The 17,624-nt window shown below is 40.5% G+C and carries 14 protein-coding genes, 1 tRNA gene and 1 pseudogene; 2 read left to right on the top strand and 14 right to left on the bottom strand.

The features are described from left to right. Positions 1-29: 29 nt before the first annotated feature. Together H5R64_RS04885 and H5R64_RS04880 are read right to left on the bottom strand one after the other, a co-directional pair. On the bottom strand, positions 30-1,574 hold the full coding sequence (locus tag H5R64_RS04885) for a gluconokinase (protein WP_182582971.1): 1,545 nt from the start codon (positions 1,572-1,574) through the stop codon (positions 30-32). Between the two features lie 60 nt (positions 1,575-1,634). Then, positions 1,635-2,798, bottom strand: coding sequence for a cation:proton antiporter (locus H5R64_RS04880; RefSeq protein WP_182582969.1), 1,164 nt, complete (start codon positions 2,796-2,798; stop codon positions 1,635-1,637). Between the two features lie 129 nt (positions 2,799-2,927). Between H5R64_RS04880 and H5R64_RS04875 the strand changes: the two genes are divergently transcribed. Further along, positions 2,928-4,262 carry a ClC family H(+)/Cl(-) exchange transporter gene (locus H5R64_RS04875; RefSeq protein WP_182581488.1) on the top strand — a complete coding sequence of 445 codons (1,335 nt, stop codon included), beginning with the start codon at positions 2,928-2,930 and terminating at the stop codon, positions 4,260-4,262. A 68-nt stretch (positions 4,263-4,330) separates the two neighbouring features. Here H5R64_RS04875 and H5R64_RS04870 read toward each other — a convergent pair. From H5R64_RS04870 to H5R64_RS04855, 4 genes and pseudogenes are all read right to left on the bottom strand, one after another. Then, positions 4,331-5,424 (bottom strand): annotated as a pseudogene (locus tag H5R64_RS04870) (trans-sulfuration enzyme family protein). Positions 5,425-5,623: 199 nt separating this feature from the next. Then, positions 5,624-5,696 (bottom strand) — tRNA-Thr (locus H5R64_RS04865). 162 nt (positions 5,697-5,858) lie between these two features. Continuing rightward, positions 5,859-7,196 carry an aspartate aminotransferase family protein gene (locus H5R64_RS04860; RefSeq protein ID WP_407657577.1) on the bottom strand — a complete coding sequence of 446 codons (1,338 nt, stop codon included), beginning with the start codon at positions 7,194-7,196 and terminating at the stop codon, positions 5,859-5,861. Between the two features lie 109 nt (positions 7,197-7,305). Continuing rightward, complete coding sequence (locus H5R64_RS04855; protein ID WP_182582965.1) at positions 7,306-8,730, bottom strand: APC family permease; 1,425 nt, start codon at positions 8,728-8,730, stop codon at positions 7,306-7,308. 809 nt (positions 8,731-9,539) lie between these two features. On the opposite strand from H5R64_RS04855, the gene H5R64_RS04850 reads away from it, so the two are divergent. Further along, complete coding sequence (locus H5R64_RS04850; RefSeq protein WP_231797916.1) at positions 9,540-10,028, top strand: endonuclease III domain-containing protein; 489 nt, start codon at positions 9,540-9,542, stop codon at positions 10,026-10,028. A 126-nt stretch (positions 10,029-10,154) separates the two neighbouring features. Here the strand turns inward: H5R64_RS04850 and H5R64_RS04845 are convergent, their stop codons facing one another. The 8 genes from H5R64_RS04845 to H5R64_RS04810 form a co-directional block, all read right to left on the bottom strand. After that, positions 10,155-11,012, bottom strand: coding sequence for an NAD(P)-dependent oxidoreductase (locus H5R64_RS04845; RefSeq protein WP_182581068.1), 858 nt, complete (start codon positions 11,010-11,012; stop codon positions 10,155-10,157). 407 nt (positions 11,013-11,419) lie between these two features. Next, the gene (locus tag H5R64_RS04840; protein WP_182581067.1) at positions 11,420-12,262 is read right to left on the bottom strand and encodes a zinc-ribbon domain-containing protein; all 843 of its coding nucleotides are present in this window, start codon (positions 12,260-12,262) and stop codon (positions 11,420-11,422) included. An 83-nt stretch (positions 12,263-12,345) separates the two neighbouring features. Next, positions 12,346-13,212, bottom strand: a complete 867-nt coding sequence (locus H5R64_RS04835; RefSeq protein ID WP_182581066.1) for a PPK2 family polyphosphate kinase — start codon at positions 13,210-13,212, stop codon at positions 12,346-12,348. Between the two features lie 288 nt (positions 13,213-13,500). After that, positions 13,501-13,767 (bottom strand): SemiSWEET family transporter, encoded by a 267-nt coding sequence (locus H5R64_RS04830; RefSeq protein ID WP_182581065.1) that lies wholly within the window; start codon positions 13,765-13,767, stop codon positions 13,501-13,503. A gap of 157 nt (positions 13,768-13,924) precedes the next feature. Next, the gene (locus tag H5R64_RS04825) at positions 13,925-14,944 is read right to left on the bottom strand and encodes a zinc-dependent alcohol dehydrogenase family protein (RefSeq protein ID WP_182581064.1); all 1,020 of its coding nucleotides are present in this window, start codon (positions 14,942-14,944) and stop codon (positions 13,925-13,927) included. 71 nt (positions 14,945-15,015) lie between these two features. Continuing rightward, positions 15,016-15,426: a VOC family protein gene (locus tag H5R64_RS04820; protein ID WP_182581063.1), complete on the bottom strand. Its 411-nt coding sequence runs from the start codon at positions 15,424-15,426 to the stop codon at positions 15,016-15,018. A 164-nt stretch (positions 15,427-15,590) separates the two neighbouring features. Then, positions 15,591-16,469, bottom strand: coding sequence for a fructokinase ScrK (scrK, locus tag H5R64_RS04815; protein WP_182581062.1), 879 nt, complete (start codon positions 16,467-16,469; stop codon positions 15,591-15,593). A gap of 12 nt (positions 16,470-16,481) precedes the next feature. After that, positions 16,482-17,624 (bottom strand): glucose-6-phosphate isomerase (locus H5R64_RS04810; RefSeq protein WP_182582921.1); only part of this gene is annotated, 1,143 nt, incomplete at its 5' end.

Here is a 17,624-nt window from a genome sequence, read left to right as displayed (position 1 = left end):
TTAAACTAATCCTCCTATTGTAGCACTCTTTAATCTGACAAATGAAGCGATTCAATTTCATCCTGAAGATTAGCAATCTTTGAATAAGCAGGGGTAAGAAGCTCTCCAACCTGACGAAATACTGGTAAAATCTTTTGATAAATCATCACCTGTTCTGGATCCGGTTGGTACTTACTCTCCCGGCCAATGTAATTAGTCACGCTCTGGTAGCCCTTTACCATCCCCAAGCTCTGCATCAATAAGTTAACTGCACCTAGGCATCCTGATTCAAACGCATCGGGAACATTAACCTGACAATTAAGAACATCGGCTAACATCTGCCGCCATACCACCGAACGAGCAAAACCACCTGTTGCCGTCACGATCGCTGGCTTACCAACTTGGCTCGTCACCGTTTCAAAAACAAGGGCAATATTCAAATTAATTCCCTCAAGGACCGCTCGTAACATATCGGCTCGGGTATGCAAGACAGTTAGGCCAAAGAAATCTCCCCTGGCGTTAGCATTCCAAATTGGAGCGCGTTCACCACCAAGGTAAGGATGAAATAGGAGCCCATGTGCTCCAGCTGGCGTATCCTTAATTATGCGGTTAGCTAAGGTATATCGATCAACCCTTTCTTTTTCTAAGACTTCTTGATCGACTAATTGATGAGTTGCCCATTGAAAAATATCCCCACCATTATTTAGTGGGCCACCAACAAGCCAGTGTTTCCGATCTACTGCATAGCAAAACAGTCGTTCTTCGGGATCAATCACCGGATGATCAGTCATTACCCGCACTGCCGCCGAAGTCCCAATTGTTATGGCAACCTGGTTAGCCGTAGTTGCCCCCACACCAATATTAGACAAGGCCCCATCGAATGCTCCATATACAAATGGTGTCTCGGGTGGAATTCCTATCTTCCGCCGTTCTTCCTCTACCATGGTCGTTTCTTGAGCAGTCGGTTCAACAATCTCCGGTAGTTGGTCCTCATTAATCCCAGCTACCTTTAGAGCATCCTTATCCCACTTTCTGGAATAAATATTCATCATTCCCGTACAACTAGCAACGGAGATATCCACTTTAAATTTTTTAAATAGTCGCCAGAATATATATGATTTAATATCCGCAACATAAGCCATTTTCTGGAAAAGTTCCGGGTGTTCTTTTTGTAACCAAATTAATTTAGTTAATGGCGACATTGGGTGAATTGGTGTCCCCGTTGTTTGGTAAATGCTCTTTCCCACCGAAGAGCCCTTCAATTGTGAAGCAACATGACGAGCACGAGTATCGGCCCACGTAATTACCTGGGTTAAGGGGTGAAAATGCTTATCCAATAGAAGGAGGCTTTGGTTAGCAGTCGAAAAAGATACTCCCAGTAGTTGGCCTTTTTCTAAATCTGCCTGGGATACTGCTTCTTGAATTACCGTTTCAACCGCTGCTAAGATCTCCTCGGGATCCTGTTCTGCCATCCCTTGTGGATCACGATAAAGTAGGTAGCCCTTAGAAAAGTGACCGATAATTGTGGCGTTTTCATCATACAAGACTGCCTTAGTCGTGGTCGTGCCCACATCAATTCCAAGCAAATACTTCATATACTTTTCCTTTCTCATTAAAAAAGAGCCGTTTTTTCGGCTCTTAAATGATATAAGATTTTATGCGGTAATTTCTCTTGCCTTAACTAGTGAATGTTTCAAAATGAATGGTGCCAATACAGTGGCTACAATGATTACTGTGATTACATCAGAGTAATACATCGGGGACAATAGGTGTGCTTGATAACCAATTTGCGCGGTAATCAATGCCATTTCACCACGGGCAATCATCCCGCTACCAACAACGTACGAACTATTGAAATCAAACCCAGAAATATAGGCACCAGCGCCACAGCCGACAAGCTTAGTTAAGCAAGCTAAAATGGTCATCACAATTACAAGGATTATTGATTCACTCAAGCGATCAACACGCATGTTTAACCCAACACTAACAAAGAACAGCGGAATAAACATTGCATAACCAATTGGAATAAAGCTGCGGTTGATCGTTTCTTTTCGGTGAGTACTTCCAACCGCAATTCCGGCAAAGAAGGAACCAACAGCACCGCTCAAGCCAACATAGTCAGCAATTGCTGCCATCCCTAAACAAATAATCATCGCCATTACTGATGGGGATGCTACTGTTAATAGTCGTTCACTAAGATGCATCAAGTATGGTGCTAACCACTTAACAACAAGGTAAGTTCCTCCAAAGAACAGTACCTGTAAAAGGAGGATCATCCAAAGTGGCTGGCCACCGGTTTTTCCTTCAGCTTGATTAACCACACTTATCATAATACTCAAAAGGATAACCCCGATAATATCATCGGCAACTGCCGCTCCCAAAATTGTTGCTCCTTCACGACTATCTAATCGTTTGAACTCACGAAGGACCGCCACTGAAATACTAACCGAAGTTGCGGAAAAGATAACCCCAATGAACATTGACTCGAGTGGTGTAAAACCAAAGAAATAACTTGCAGGAGCCATCAAAACAATCGGAACAATAACACCAATAATTGCAACAATTACCGCTGGTTTAAGATACTTTTTTAATAGTGAAAGATCACTTTCCAGTCCAGCAATAAACATCAGGATAATTACCCCAATTTCTTGGAATTCATTCATCATTGAATTAAGGTGTACCCAGTTTAATAGTGCTGGACCCGCAACAATCCCTACCAGGATTTGTCCTATCACCTCAGGGATTTCAACCCGTCGACATAAGTGGGCAACTAGCTGTGTTGCCAAAAGCAACCCAGCTAGCGTTGCGATAAATTCCATCTAACTACCTCCCCTTATAAGAGTTGACTATTTTTATCTACATAGTTTAATTTTAACATGGCTAGATATCCCAATTCCAGTCGAGCTGAGTGTTATAATTAAACTAATATTATAGAGGAGTATATTACTATGGATAATCAGCTACAGACAATCAAACGTGCTAAAGATATTTTAAATCGACCAATGTCCATAAGCTTTGTTTCCCTAATTATTAGGGGAATCTTCGTTGGCTTAATTACCGGATTAATCGTCAGTATTTTTCGCTGGATCATTGATCGAACGCTTTCTTTTCTTGCCTTCGTCTATCCACTAATGGTCAATCACCTTTGGCTACTAGTTCCTTATATCTTAGTTACCCTATTAATCGTTTTTCTCCTCAGTAAAATCTTAAAGCCATGTCTCCTTGACCTAGTTGGTTCCGGGGTCCCGCAAATTGAAGCAGTTCTCTTAAACGAGCACCACATGAATGCTGGAAGCGTCCTTTGGCGAAAGTTCGTCGGTGGTTTACTGGCAATTTGTCCTGGGTTATTTCTGGGAAGAGAAGGACCATGTATTCAAATGGGAGCTTGTGTTGGTCAATTATTTGGCGAACATTCTAAGACTACTTCTCAAGAAAAACGGTTCCTGCTAGAATGTGGTGTTGCCGCAGGACTTTCGGCTGCCTTTAGCGCACCACTTGCTGGCGCCATCTTTTTAATGGAAGAAATTACGTTTAATTTTCAACCTCAGGCATGTATTACTGCGTTAGCTTCGGCAATTTCAGCGGATCTTGTTACGATTCTCTTTTTTGGTGTTCGTCCCTGCCTGTATTTACCACTTCACCATAATCTTCCAGAGGGGAATTATCTGTGGTTAATTATTTTAGGTGTCATTCTTGGTATTTTAGCCTATGTTTACCAATATACCCTCCTCAATCTCCGTTGGTGGTACAGCAAAGTAAAGTTACCAAATATCTACCACAGCGTTATCCCACTGTTACTCGTAATCCCAATTGGGTTATGGAACGCTAAAATTCTTGGCGGGAGTCATAAGTTCATTGCTTATATTGGTAGTCTTAACACTTCCGGAAACTTACTAAAATTATTACCCATCCTCGTGGTATTCTTGATTATTCGGTTCTGCTTTTCAATGATTAGTTACGGTGCTTCAGTACCAGGCGGGATTTTCATGCCGATTCTTGTCCTTGGTGCCCTGTTAGGAGCAATCGCCGCTGTCATCTTAATTCACCAGGGAATCATCGCTCCAAGTTGTTTTCTTAACATCGTTGTCATTTCAATGGCCGCTTATTTTGGGGCGATTGAAGAAGCACCCTTCACCGCAATTACCTTGTTAACCGAAATGGTTGGCTCCGTTGACCAAGTCTTTCCAATGGCAATCTTAACGTTCATTGCTTACATCATTAGCAATTTACTTGGTGGTCAACCAATCTACGCTTCATTGCGGAAGGAAATGTTTAAGAAATAAAATTTATATAATACATAAAAGGCCCTTAGAGCTTGGCAAAGTCTGAACTTTAAGGGTCATTATTTTTATCAAGAATCCAATGCTTGTTTTAAATCTTCTATTAAGTCATCAGCTGCTTCAAGTCCTACCGACAACCGAAGCAACTTTGGTGTAATTCCTAACCGTTGCCGTTGCTCAATTTCAACATCGGCATGTGTCTGGTAATACGGGATTGTAATTAAACTTTCAACTCCACCAAGGCTCTCGGCAAAAGTAATAATTTTTACATTATCAAGAAATCTTGCTACATCCGCTTCATCCTTTACATAGAAACTAATCATGCCACCTTGTCCCGGATAAAGGACCTTATCAATCCGGGGTTCATCCTTTAAGTATTTAACAATTGCCTGGGCATTTTTCGTGTGCTGCCTAACTCGGATTGTTAGAGTTTTCAGACTTCGCAATAACAACCATGAATCAAAAGAATCAAGCGTATCGCCAGTCGTAATATAGTACTCAAAATATTTTTTTGCCAACTTCCGGTCCCTACAAACCAGAATTCCGCCCAAAAGATCATTATGTCCAGAAAGGTACTTAGTTGCCGAGTGAACAACCACATCTGCCCCTTCAGTTAGTGGTCGCTGATAAACCGGTGTATAGAAAGTGTTATCAACGATCACTAAGATTTGAGCATTTTTTCGGTGAACCGCTGCCGTAATTTGGGTAATGTTTAGTTTTTTCATTGTCGGATTAGACGGCGTTTCTAACCAAATTATCTTTGTTCAGGGAGTAATCTTCTGCAGTAAATCACTAATCCGTTGGCCATCCCACTGGTCAAAATCAACCCCAACATGTTTATGAAGATAACGGAAATAACGAAAGTCTCCACCATATAAGTCATCCAAAGAAATTAATTGATCGCCTGGCTTCAAAATACTGAGGGCTAGTTGAATAGCAGCCATCCCTGAACTAAGAGCAAATCCAGCAGTGCCACCTTCAAGTTTTGCCATCGTTTGCTCAAGGACAGACCGGTTAGGCGTAGCAACACGTGAATAAGTATAACCTTGATGGGGATTAAAGCCCTTAGCTCTGCTAGTGATTCATGACGATAATTTGATGAAAAATACAATGGTAAAGCAACCGCCGTATTTCCGTCTAAATGACTTCCTGCTTGGGCAATGATTGTTTACCCATTAAAATATATTAGAGTCTTTTTTGTCACAACAAGTAAATTGGTATTGAAGCATTGATATTATAACAATTAATTGTCACCCTTTAGTTCTTGCTGTAACGCATTTTTGGAACATCTCACTTTTCTGCTAAAAACTGTTCAAAGCAAAAAGCTAAACGCTGTTATATCAACGTTTAGCTCAATAATTAAAAGCCGTCTGGCGGAGTTGAACCGCCGTATCACCCTTACCATGGATGTGCTCTACCTATCTGAGCTAAGACGGCGATTAAAGTATAACCGAAATTGTTAACCACTTGCAAGTAAGCTATTCCTTAACATTAAGGAATAACTAGTATCCTACAATCAAGCTTAGCTCAAGCACATACTAAAGGGCAAGACACCGATTGAGGATCGGGAGCCTTGCCCTATAAAAAGTTTATTGGAGCCTACCAGCCTAGTTCTTCAGCATTTTCTGGAAGGGAAAGTTTTCCAGCTGCTTCTTCAGCAAATGCCTGATCAAGTATTGCAAAGGCTTGATCAAGTTCTTCCTCAGTAATTACTAGCGGTGGTTGGAAGCGAAGAATATTCCCCCGTAGACTAATAATAATGGCACCAAGTTCAAATACACGGTACATAATTCGCGTTGTTGCTTCAGTATCGCCCTTGCCTGTCTGTGGATCTACAATATCAATTCCACCGTCCAGACCGTACATCCGCACATCACCGATAAAATCATATTTTGCTTGCTCGCCTTCAAAGAATTGCCGGGCTTTTTTACCAAGTTTAGTTGATCGTTCAAGGAGGTGTTCTTCTTGAATTACATCTAAAGTTGCATTAGCCGCAGCAGTCGTCACTGGGTTACCCGCAGTCGTGTAAACATTTGCCGGTGCACCAAGGGATTCCATTATTTCTTTTCGTCCAACAACAGCACTAAGTGGCATTCCCGAAGCCAAAGACTTCCCAATTGACATCAGATCTGGTTCAATCCCAAAATGTTGAATTGACCACCACTTACCAGTCCGCCCCATTCCTTGGTTAACTTCATCAATTGCGAAAAGAATTCCATGCTCCTTGGCGAATTGGTAAATCTTCTTCATAAATTCCGGTGGTGTTTTAACGATTCCACCATCACCCTGGATTGGTTCAATCAAGATTGCCGCAACCTCGTCAACTGGAAGGTAGGTTTCAAAAGGCAACTTAAACATTTTAAAATAGCGCTTAACAAATTGTTCCTCAGTTTCATTAGGGAGTTTATCCCATGGATCAGGGAACGGCACCTTAACTACTCCGGGAAGCAGTGGGCCCATCTTCCGTGCCATATTAAGTGAAACACTAGAAAGCGTCATCGAACCATACGTGGATCCATGATATGCCCCGGTAAAGGAAACAATATATTGGCGTCCGGTATAAGCCCGTGCAAACTTGATAATTGCATCATTTGCGTCTGATCCAGAATTTCCCCAGACTACTTCAACCGGGCCTGACATTGGGGCTAACTTTGCTAACCGGGGTGCCAAGCAAGCGGCTTGGCTATTAGCAAAATATGCTGGTGTATATTGAATAATCTTTTGAAGCTGCTCTTGAATAGCTTTAACAACTTTGGGGTGACAATGACCCGTATTAGTAGAACTAGCACTTGCTAATAAATCAATGTATTGGTTACCGTCAGCATCAGTTAAAATTGCGCCTCGCCCACTATCAATAACGATATCGTAATATTTAACCCGTGCTGCAGTTGCAAATGACTTATTTTCTTTTGCTAAGATTTGATGGTTATTTTTCATTGATCCCATTAGCAATTCCTCCCCTATTTTATGTTTTTAAATGCTAGTGATAGCGATCTAGGTTACCATGCCGAAATGTATTCACCAGATACTTGTTAGGACTAGCACTCTATTTTTTGTTTAAGTACGAGTGCTTCATACCATAGGCAAAATAGATTATTAAGCCAAGGACAAACCAACCACCAGCGTAGATCTTGGCTTGATAATCCAGTCCCATGAAGACCATGAACGATGCAATAAAGCCAAGGGCTGGCAGAATGGGGTAAAGCGGTACCTTAAACGCTGGATTATTGATATCTTTACCTTCCCGACGACGCAATGGATAAATTCCAATTGAAACAAACATAAACGCAATCAAGGTCCCAGCAGAAATCAATTGTGAAAGGAAGGCGAATGGGAAAAAAGCTCCAATCAAAATTCCAACAATCGTTAAAGTCCATAGTGCTCGGTTTGGTCGGTTACTTTTATCCAACTTACCAAGCCACTTTGGCAGCATGCCGTCACGACCAAACGAGTAAATCAATCGTGATCCAGCCATACTCATTCCGATCAATGCGGTAAACATCCCAACAACCGCAATTGTCTGAACCACCGTTGCTACACCAGCATGACCAGCAGCCCGAAGTGCAAGTCCAACCGGTTCAGCACTGTTAGCATATTTTCCATATGGAAGCATACCAACAAGGACTAAACTAACCGCTACAAACAAGATTACGGCAATCGCAAGGGACCCCAGGATTCCTCGTGGCATTGTCTTTTGTGGATTAACTGCTTCCGCAGAGTTAGCCGCAATCGAATCAAAACCAATATATGACAGAAAAATCATTGAAACACCAGCATAGATTCCTTGCCATCCACCGAAGGGCCCGTTTGCCGTTTCATGGTATTTAGGAATGAACGGTACATAGTTGGTAGCATGAAGAGCAGTCAAACCAACCACAATAAATAGGAGAACAGCAATAACCTTCAAAACAACTAAAATATTTTCAACCCGCGCTGCCCGGGAAACCCCACGAGAAATCAGAGCAGCAACTAAGGCGATAACAAGAACCGAAACTAAGTCGACGATTCCGCCATCAGTTCCAAACGCATTTGACAATGATGCCGGGAGCTTCAACCCCAGTGGTGCAATCAGTGCCCGGAAGTTAGCTGAAAGTCCAGATCCAACAAAAGCTAGCGCAATAAAGTATTCCGCAAGCAGCGCCCAACCCGCAATCCAACCAAAAAATTCGCCAAAAACAACGTTAATCCACGAATATGCTGAACCAGCAAACGGCATTGCCGCGGACATTTCCGCATAAGCAAATGCAACTAATCCGGCCACCACCGCCGCAAGTAAAAATGAAATTGCAACTGATGGTCCAGTGTGCATTGCCGCCACTTCACCAGGAAGAGTGAAAATAGAGGTGGAGACAATTGTACCGACCCCAAGTGCTAAGAAATCCCGCACCTTCAGCGAACGAACCAAATGGCCGTCTTTATTAGCGTAGACACGCGGATCTTCTTTTCGGGTAATTATTTTCCAAAAACTCATAACCATTCCTCCTTCTTCATTAAATTTAGATTAGAATAATAAGAAAACACTAACTTATTCTAACAACCGATTGCACTTTGGTCAATTGTAATTTAAATAAATGTTATATTTTTATTTAATTGAGTAATTATGAAAGAATTCTAATTATCCATTTAACCCAGAATAAGTTATTTAAAACTAAAAAAGCCTTCCAGAAATGGGGAATTCTGGAAAGTCTTCCTATAGAGATCAATCTAGCAGATCTCTTAGAGCATGTCTAAGCGTCACTAATTTAATTAGGCTGATTGTAGACCACTTATAACTCAGGTTATTTAGGGGGTAAGCGTTTAGATAGTGTGTACCCAAGTTATAGTAACAACCATTTAATGTTTATGAAATCATAGTCATAGGGAGGCGACGATGATTCCAGTTGAGGATAAAGCATTTACCAATTAAATTACGTTCAGTTTAAGCATGATAACTAGAAGTCATTTGCCAACACTACAATATTTTAGTGAAACCACTAAAATACTAGTCCTTCCAGTTATAAACAATCGATAAACAATATTATTTATCAAATGTTCACTATTAGTTATACCTTCTTATGGGTTAAATGTCAAATGAAAGCGCAATATTTTTTAAAATTATTTATTATAAAAATGCCGAAATCCCGCGCAGCCGTATATATATATATATATATATATATATATATATATAATTATCACACGACAGATAAGTATTACAGATAAGTTCTTAAAAGTATTTATTTGTTTTATAATAACGCAAAATATAAGGAGAGGTTTCTATGCTTACTAATAAGAAAATTATAGATGCAATTCATCAAATGCGTACAATGTATCTCTAAAGTCGAAACAACATTAACTACTGATACAACCTTTCATTTCTTATTAGCCACCATCGTAAGTGCACCATCAACGGATAAACCAGTCAATCTGGTTACTCCAGCACTTTTTCCCCGTTCCCCCCAATTACTCGCCAAAGCTGAACCAGAATATGTTGAACCTTTCATCCAATCTCTTGGTCTTTATCATAATAAAGCCAAATATCTCGTTAACGTCGAACGAGAAATTATAACCAACTTTAATGGTGAAATTCCTCATATTATGAAAGAATTAACTAGGCTAACTGGAGGAGGACGAAAAGTTGCTAACTTTGTGCTTGCCGAATATTTCCATATTCTCGCCTTCCCGGTTGATACCCCTGTTAGCCGCATAGCACGATGCTTAGGAATGGTTAAACCAAATGCAACTGTTCTTCAGATTGAAAAAGCAACTACAGAAAGCTGTTCTGAAAGTTGAATGGCTCGCCACCACCACGCAATGATCTTCTTTGGTCGTTACCAATGTATAGCAAGAAAGCCGAAATGTAATAGCTGTCCCCGTCTGCCAATCTGTAGATATGGTCAAGATAATGTTTTCTAGGATTTAGCCCCACCATAATTTAACCAAGGCTTGAGTTCCATCATTACCATAACCAGCATTAATCAGTTCATTATATAACCTAGTCGCTTCCCTTGTCATTGGCACCTTGATCCCCATCTTTTGCGCTTCTTCGAGTGCAATTCGTAAGTCTTTAAGAAAGTGCTTAGCAAAGAATCCAGGAGTGTAATCGCCCTTTAAAATTCGTGGGCCATAAATGCCAAGGCTAAAGTTCTCGGCTGCGCCCGATTGAAGTGTTTTCATTACCTCTCGGAGATTCAGTTGAGCAGCCTTTGCGTAAACCAACGCTTCGCTCATTCCTAACATTGTTCCCGCAATCATAATCTGGTTAGCCATCTTAGCATTCTGCCCACTTCCTGCGTCACCGAAATACTGAACCGAGGATGAGAATTGCTCGAATAACGGTTGTAACGTGTTAAGGTCTTCTTTTTGACCACCCACCATTGCTGTAAGTGTACCCTTCTTCGCCCCAATATCACCGCCAGAAACTGGTGTATCTAAAACATGAACTCCTTGTTTAGCCCCTTCTTCGGCAATTTTCTTTGCCAATGAAGGCTTACTAGTCGTCATATCGACAAGGTATTGGCCCGCATGAACATTAGTTAAAATTCCGTTCTCGCCAAAATATAATTCTTCAACATCTGTCGGAAAGCCAACCATCGTAAAGACAACATCTGATTGCTTTGTCAACTCAGCTGGCGTATCATACCACTGAGCGCCATTCTCCATCACCGCTACTGCATGAGATTTTGTTCGGTTATATACTCCTACTTCCTGATGCTTAAGAAGGTTATTAATAATTCCGGTACCCATTACCCCTGTACCAATAAAACCAATTTTCATCGTCTCACTCCTTATAACATTACTTATCTAATATTATACAAATAAGTTCCCAGTGTTTGTAATTCAATACTGAGAACTTATTTTAGTTTATTCTAATGTAGTGGTTCTTTTAACGTGAAAACATTCAATGCAGGAGAACACTAAGTAAAGTGCAAAAAATTAATTGAATAGCCATTAAACCTAAATAAAAACATCCATTTTTATTGTTCAAATAAAATATGAATTTTCTCCGAAGATACTGTTTCTTTTCGGTGTATTTTTTCGAAAGCTAACACATTACTATCTCCTCGATTTGCAATCTCCCTTCCATAATATAGTGCTTACAGCATAAATTACAATCCTAAAAACGGTAACATAATTAAAACTAATAGTCTCAACCACGTTACCGTTTTTTGATTAAATTGCCTTTATTCATAACTAATCCCAACTTTTTGGGCCATTTGCCGAACATTCTTTGCTTGCTTATGACTATTCAAATACTTAATTAGATCTTGTTGAGAAATAGTTTCAACCGGATTATAAACATTACCTGTATGTGGTGCATTTGGTACACCGAATTCATAAATATTTATGCTACCATCCTGATTAATTGTGTACGCGGAATAAACAACTTCTCTGTTACTATCCTTACTATTAAAAGCAACGTAAACAGTTCCGCTTCCCTTCGCAGACAGATAATTTACAATATCTGGTTCCGTCGTTTCTCTAATCAAGATACTCTCACCCGAATTGTTAACAACATCCCGCCACTTCGAAATATTCTTCTGAGCAGCATAGGTAGCAACTGCGGCAGCGAGTTCGTTGGGTGCCATACTAGCTTTTAACTGTACTCCATTACTCTCCTTTGTAACATTAGCGTTATCCTTTTTAGATTGGGAGTTCTTAATAGTCTTCTTGTTTTCAGTCTTCTTTAATCCAGAAGACTTTTTAACAGAACTCTTACTTGAGTTATTTGAAGGCTCAGCATCACTAGACGAAGATTCAGCAATCGTCTTCGTTGTTTGCTGAATATTTTGTTGAGCTTCAGTCTGCTCTTGATGATTATTAAAAATATAGCTTCCTCCAGCAATAATCGCTAGAGCAGCAACAATAACCATTTCATTTTTATGACGAATCTTACTTTTAATTTGCTTTTGTTGTCGCTGATCATAAAAAGAACTCATTTCACCACGACTAAAATCATATCCACAAGATGGACAAATCTGTTCCTCATTTGGCACCTTTTTCCCACACCATGGACACTTTTTCATTCATTATCCCCCCAATCTTAAGTTACTTCATCAATCATATTATAACCCCAAATGCACAGAAAATGAATTTATTGTAATCAAACTCACTTCTCGTTCAACAATTCTTCTTTTGCTGAATCTAATTTAGCCGCTTCTTCTGAAGATAACTTAGGATAAGCCAATGGTAATTTTTCAATTTCCTTAGTTAAAATATCCGAAACAATTAACCGTGAATACCACTTATCATCTGCGGGAACAACGTACCACGGGTTCTTCTTGGTTGCGGTCGCATTAATTGCCTTTTCGTATGCCTTTTGGTACTGATCCCAATATTGACGTTCACGAATATCAGATGAAGAAAACTTCCAGTGCTTCTTAGGAAGGTTAATTCGTCGCAAGAAGCGCTTCTTTTGCTCTTCCTTTGAAATATGAAGGAAGAACTTAAAGATCACAAATCCATTTCGTGAGAGGTACCTTTCGTAATCCCGAATATCATGGTAACGTTCATTAAAGAAATGACTATCAACATCACTCAAAGAATCAATTCCCGGTAAATCAGCATTTAAAACAATTTCTGGATGAACACGTGAAACGAGGACATCCTCATAATATGAACGATTAAAAACACCAATTTCCCCTCGGGACGGCAATTCCTCATTAATCCGCCAAAGGTAATCATGACGGAGTTCTGTTGACGTCGGTTGTTCAAAATTAGCGACCTTAAAGCCTATTGGATCTACACCAGAGAAAATATGAGCAATCATACTATCCTTACCAGCTGCGTCTAATGCTTGAAAAACTACAAGGATCCCATATTTATGCCGTGCATACATCATCTTTTGCGCATGGCGAATATGATGAAGATTTTCTTCAATTTGTTTCTTAATTCCATCTAATTTGTTAGCGCTGTCCTTAACTTTAGTTGGCGCTTTTTTTATATCAAAATCATCACCTGTATACTTATAATCCATTCTTTCGGCCTCCAGACTCAATTACTATCTTCATTCTAGCACTACCGTTACGATTACTAACAGATTCAGCCTTGGATATCGAGCCGACGATAAATTCAACCAACAAAAAGACAATTGTAAACCAATACAGGGATCAATAATTAACATCTAATATATAAAAGAAGATAGCACCCGTTGAATAGCGCCAATATCTAGGTTAATAATTATTATATGATATCAAAAAAGCTGGCAAGAAATGATGCTTCTTACCAGCCTTTTTAATACTATGTGGAGTTTATTTGACCTATTTTACCAAGGGAAACAAGTCAAGAATGTTGCAAAGCTAAAGAAGATTCCTGGAAAATTGGCCCAGAACACTGGCCAGTCACGATCCTCCTTAAAGAATGCATAGATACTCCAAAGAGTACAGTTAACACCTGCAACAAACGGTTGAAGCGGTGCACAATAATTTCCATGCAGGTTATTGTAAATCTGTGCAACGTAAGAAACATACATTAAAATAGCAATTATACTGGCAATCCGTCCTAACCAGTTAATAAACGTTGATTCTTTCATTCTCTCTCGTTCCCCTTCTCATAAAATAAATTTTCTATACCTAATCAATGAAAGCTCAAATTTGGAAAGACATGCTTGTCCACGCCAAATGGTGAAAAAGCCTCAGAAAAAGATTTGAAATAAGATGTAGAAAATACGCTTACCCTAACAACATAACTTAGGCATCTTCGCCGGCAACCTTAACAATTGCTTTTGAAATATTACCTAACTTACCACTAACAAAGTCTTCAACGTGAGCGAAGTCCAAAACATTAGAAATTAATGGTAATGGATCAACGTCACCGGATTGAAGTAAGGCAATCGAATCTTCGAAAGTGTACGGGTTGATGAAGGTTCCTTGAATCGTTAATTGCTTTTGGTAAACCTTGTAAGTATTTACCTTAAATTCTGAATCAGGGTTACCAACACCAAACATTAATACTTGACCACCACGGCGAGCAGCTTCAACGGCTTGTTCCTGAGTCTTTGGTAAACCAACAGCTTCAACTACAATGTCGTATGAATCCTGCTTTACTTCTTCTGGGTGAGTCATGTTATTAATGGTCTTAAAACCGAAGTGCTTCCGGTTATTTTCAAGCTTTTCGTCAACGGTTCCGGCAAGAGTAACTTCACGAACACCGCGAGCCTTCAAGATTTGAGCAATTAGTTGACCTTCAAAGCCATCACCAATAATCAATGCGTTTTGGTATGGGTGAGTAGTTAGTAAGTCAACAGCGTGCATTGCACATGAAATTGGTTCAATTACGGCTGCAGCTTCAAGTGAAACATTGTCAGGAACATGATAAACAACTTCTTCTGGAGCAGTAAAGTATTCTTCAAAGCCACCGTCACGGGTAACACCAACGGCATCAAGGTGTTCACAAAGTTCTGGACGGGATGTTCGGCAATAGAAACACTTGTGACAATAGATGTTTGGATCGACGCTAACCCGATCACCAACTTTAAAGTCTTCAACTTCACTACCAACAGCAGCAACTACACCAGAGTTTTCGTGTCCTAATACAATTGGTGGAACAGCATCAGCTGAACCAGGAAGGCCATTATACAAAGCCTTATCGGTTCCACAAATACCAGCCCAGGCAGTGTGAACTAAAACTTCATTAGGCTTAACTTCTGGCTTCTTGTAGTTGTCATCAATTTCTAACTTTTTCTTACCAGTCATTACTAAAGCTTTCATCAGATATTCCTCCTACACTAACAAGGTGATTAGGATCGATCTGAACCAAGGGATAAGACCTTTAGTGGGGATTAATCCTTAACAACTTCACAAAATTCAATGGTTTCATCGTTTGGGCCAACAATGTTAAAGAACTTAATTCCATGCTTCCAGAAGTCAAGGTGTTGAACTTCGTCTTCCTTAACATTGAATCCTTCTTTTTTAGCGGCCTTAAATGCACCATCTGCGTCTTCAACGTTTAATGAGATATGGTTAATTGCACCAGTCCTGCGGACAGCACCATCACCATCCCAAATCTCTAACATCAAGTGACCAACCTTCATGAATACCACTTGGTGTCCTTGGTCATCAGTATCGAATTGACCTTGCTTCTTGAAACCTAACTTTTCCCAGAAAGCAATTGTCTTCTTCAAGTCATCAGTTGGGATCCCAACGTGGGCCAAATCGTCATAGTAACCTGCTAAACTCTTGTTAAATGCCATAAGTCTCACCTCCTTTAAATGATTATTCTAATTTACTAAATTATGGATATATTTTTGATAAAGGTCGTTTGAGCAGACAGCACGCTAAAGTTAATGTTCTAGGTAGCTTCCTTTGTCAGGAGAAATTGCTAGTCTTTTGGAAAATCTTTGAGCGAAGACACTCTCTAATTTGTTGCTGCCTTTAATGCAAGGGCAAAGTCACCAATGGTAGCGGAACCATTGTGTTGAGCTAACGGCATGGTAATGTACTTATCAAGGTCACCAACTTCAACATAACCATTAAGAAGTTTCTTGAATTCACGGCGAACCTTCTTCAAGAATTCTTCACTAACAACACCACCACCAAAGACAATTTGTCCTGGGCGGAACATCAGGGTTGCGTCAACAGCAGCTTGGGCAACATAGTAAGCCATGATGTCCCAAACGTGATCAGTCAACGGAACGTCTTTACCCTTCCTGCCTAAACGTGCTTCAAATGTTGGACCACTAACTAGTCCTTCAAGACAGTCGCCATGGAATGGGCAAATTCCCTTAAAGTCAAGGTCGTCAGGGTGCCGTTTTAATCGAATATGTCCCATTTCGGGGTGCCCCAATTCACCAACAAATTTACCATCAATTACAGCACCGGCACCGACACCAGTTCCGATTGTGTAGTAAACAAGTGAATTAATCTGCTTATTAAACAGAGTTGAAAGAACATATTCACCATATGCCGATCCATTAACATCCGTTGTCCAAGCAACTGGAATATTGAAGTGTTTCTTAAATAGGCCGACAAAATCAGTATCTTGCCACCCCTTCTTCGGAGTATTAGTAATGTAGCCATACTTTGGCGAACTTTTCCGAATCTCGATTGGTCCGAATGAAGCGATAGCAATGGCGCTTAAATCATCTTTATATTGTTCAAACCATTCGATACACTTTTGAATCGTTTCTTCAGGAGTCGTTGTGGGAATATGAATCGAATCTTGAACTTGGTAGTTAATATTACCAACGGCACAAACAAATTTTGTTCCACCAGCTTCAATGCTTCCTAATAACATAGCAATCCCTCCTTACTTATCCTCGTCCATTTCCGCCCGCAACTTCTTGCCGACTTCTTCGTATCCTGGTTTGCCGAGAAGTCCAAACATGTTTACCTTATATGCTTCAACCCCTGGTTGATTAAATGGGTTAATCCCGTTGAGGTAACCAGATATTGCTATCGCCACTTCAAAGAAGTAGATCAGGTAACCCAGCGTGTATTCATTTTCTTCTGGAATGTGAACCGTCATTACCGGAACGCCACCTGCAGTATGAGCGGCGACTACCGCTTCGTAAGCCTTAGTGTTCGCAAAGTCCATCGTCTTGCCTTCCAAGTAACCTAACCCATCCAGATTATCTGGTTCGCTTGGGATTTCCACGTCATAGTTGGGCTTATCGAGCTTAACCACGGTTTCCATCAAGAAACGGCGACCTTCTTGGATGTATTGACCCAAAGAGTGTAAGTCCGTAGTGAAGTTAGCACTGGATGGGTAAATGCCCTTGTGATCCTTCCCTTCGGATTCACCAGCTAATTGCTTCCACCATTCGGCAAACATGGTCATGTTTGGTTCATAGTTTTCAAGCAATTCAGTTTCGTAGCCCTTCCGGTAAAGGATGTTCCGATAGGCTGCGTATTGGTAAGCCTCGTTGTTTTCCAACTTTGGATCAGTGTAGTCCTTTTCCGCTTGAGCTGCACCAGCCATTAATTGATCGATATCCCCGCCCGAAACGGCAATTGGCAACAGACCAACTGGTGAGAGGACCGAGTAACGACCACCGATACCGTCTTGAATAACGAAACTTTCGTACCCATGGGCATCCGCTTCGGTCTTCAAAGCCCCCTTAGCCTTATCCGTAGTAGCGTAGATCCGCTGATTAGCTTCTTCTTCACCGTACTTCTTGATTAAGAGGTTCTTGAAAATCCGGAAAGCAATTGAAGGTTCAGTCGTGGTTCCAGACTTGGAAACAATATTCACAGAGAAATCCTTATCTCCAATCAATTCAATCAAGTCATGAACGTAAGTCGAACTCAAAGAGTTACCAGCAAACAGAACCAGAGGGAACTTCCGATCAGCTGCCTTTTGAGCTTGGTAGAAGGTATTGTGTAAGAAATCAATGGCCATTCGTGCTCCAAGGTAAGATCCCCCAATCCCGATAACAACTAGGATGTCAGA

The sequence above is a fragment of the Limosilactobacillus fastidiosus genome (assembly GCF_014145505.1).
Classification (GTDB): domain Bacteria; phylum Bacillota; class Bacilli; order Lactobacillales; family Lactobacillaceae; genus Limosilactobacillus; species Limosilactobacillus fastidiosus.
This window is presented reverse-complemented; position numbering and strand designations above follow the sequence as displayed.

Excerpts from the sequence above, each read along its gene's own strand:
- H5R64_RS04885 (WP_182582971.1), bottom strand. The coding sequence starts at position 1,574 with ATGAAGTATTTGCTTGGAATTGATGTGGGCACGACCACGACTAAGGCA.
- H5R64_RS04880 (WP_182582969.1), bottom strand. The coding sequence starts at position 2,798 with ATGGAATTTATCGCAACGCTAGCTGGGTTGCTTTTGGCAACACAGCTA.
- H5R64_RS04875 (WP_182581488.1), top strand. The coding sequence starts at position 2,928 with ATGGATAATCAGCTACAGACAATCAAACGTGCTAAAGATATTTTAAAT.
- H5R64_RS04860 (WP_407657577.1), bottom strand. The coding sequence starts at position 7,196 with ATGAAAAATAACCATCAAATCTTAGCAAAAGAAAATAAGTCATTTGCA.
- H5R64_RS04855 (WP_182582965.1), bottom strand. The coding sequence starts at position 8,730 with ATGAGTTTTTGGAAAATAATTACCCGAAAAGAAGATCCGCGTGTCTAC.
- H5R64_RS04850 (WP_231797916.1), top strand. The coding sequence starts at position 9,540 with ATGCAATTCATCAAATGCGTACAATGTATCTCTAAAGTCGAAACAACA.
- H5R64_RS04845 (WP_182581068.1), bottom strand. The coding sequence starts at position 11,012 with ATGAAAATTGGTTTTATTGGTACAGGGGTAATGGGTACCGGAATTATT.
- H5R64_RS04840 (WP_182581067.1), bottom strand. The coding sequence starts at position 12,262 with ATGAAAAAGTGTCCATGGTGTGGGAAAAAGGTGCCAAATGAGGAACAG.
- H5R64_RS04835 (WP_182581066.1), bottom strand. The coding sequence starts at position 13,212 with ATGGATTATAAGTATACAGGTGATGATTTTGATATAAAAAAAGCGCCA.
- H5R64_RS04830 (WP_182581065.1), bottom strand. The coding sequence starts at position 13,767 with ATGAAAGAATCAACGTTTATTAACTGGTTAGGACGGATTGCCAGTATA.
- H5R64_RS04825 (WP_182581064.1), bottom strand. The coding sequence starts at position 14,944 with ATGAAAGCTTTAGTAATGACTGGTAAGAAAAAGTTAGAAATTGATGAC.
- H5R64_RS04820 (WP_182581063.1), bottom strand. The coding sequence starts at position 15,426 with ATGGCATTTAACAAGAGTTTAGCAGGTTACTATGACGATTTGGCCCAC.
- scrK (WP_182581062.1), bottom strand. The coding sequence starts at position 16,469 with ATGTTATTAGGAAGCATTGAAGCTGGTGGAACAAAATTTGTTTGTGCC.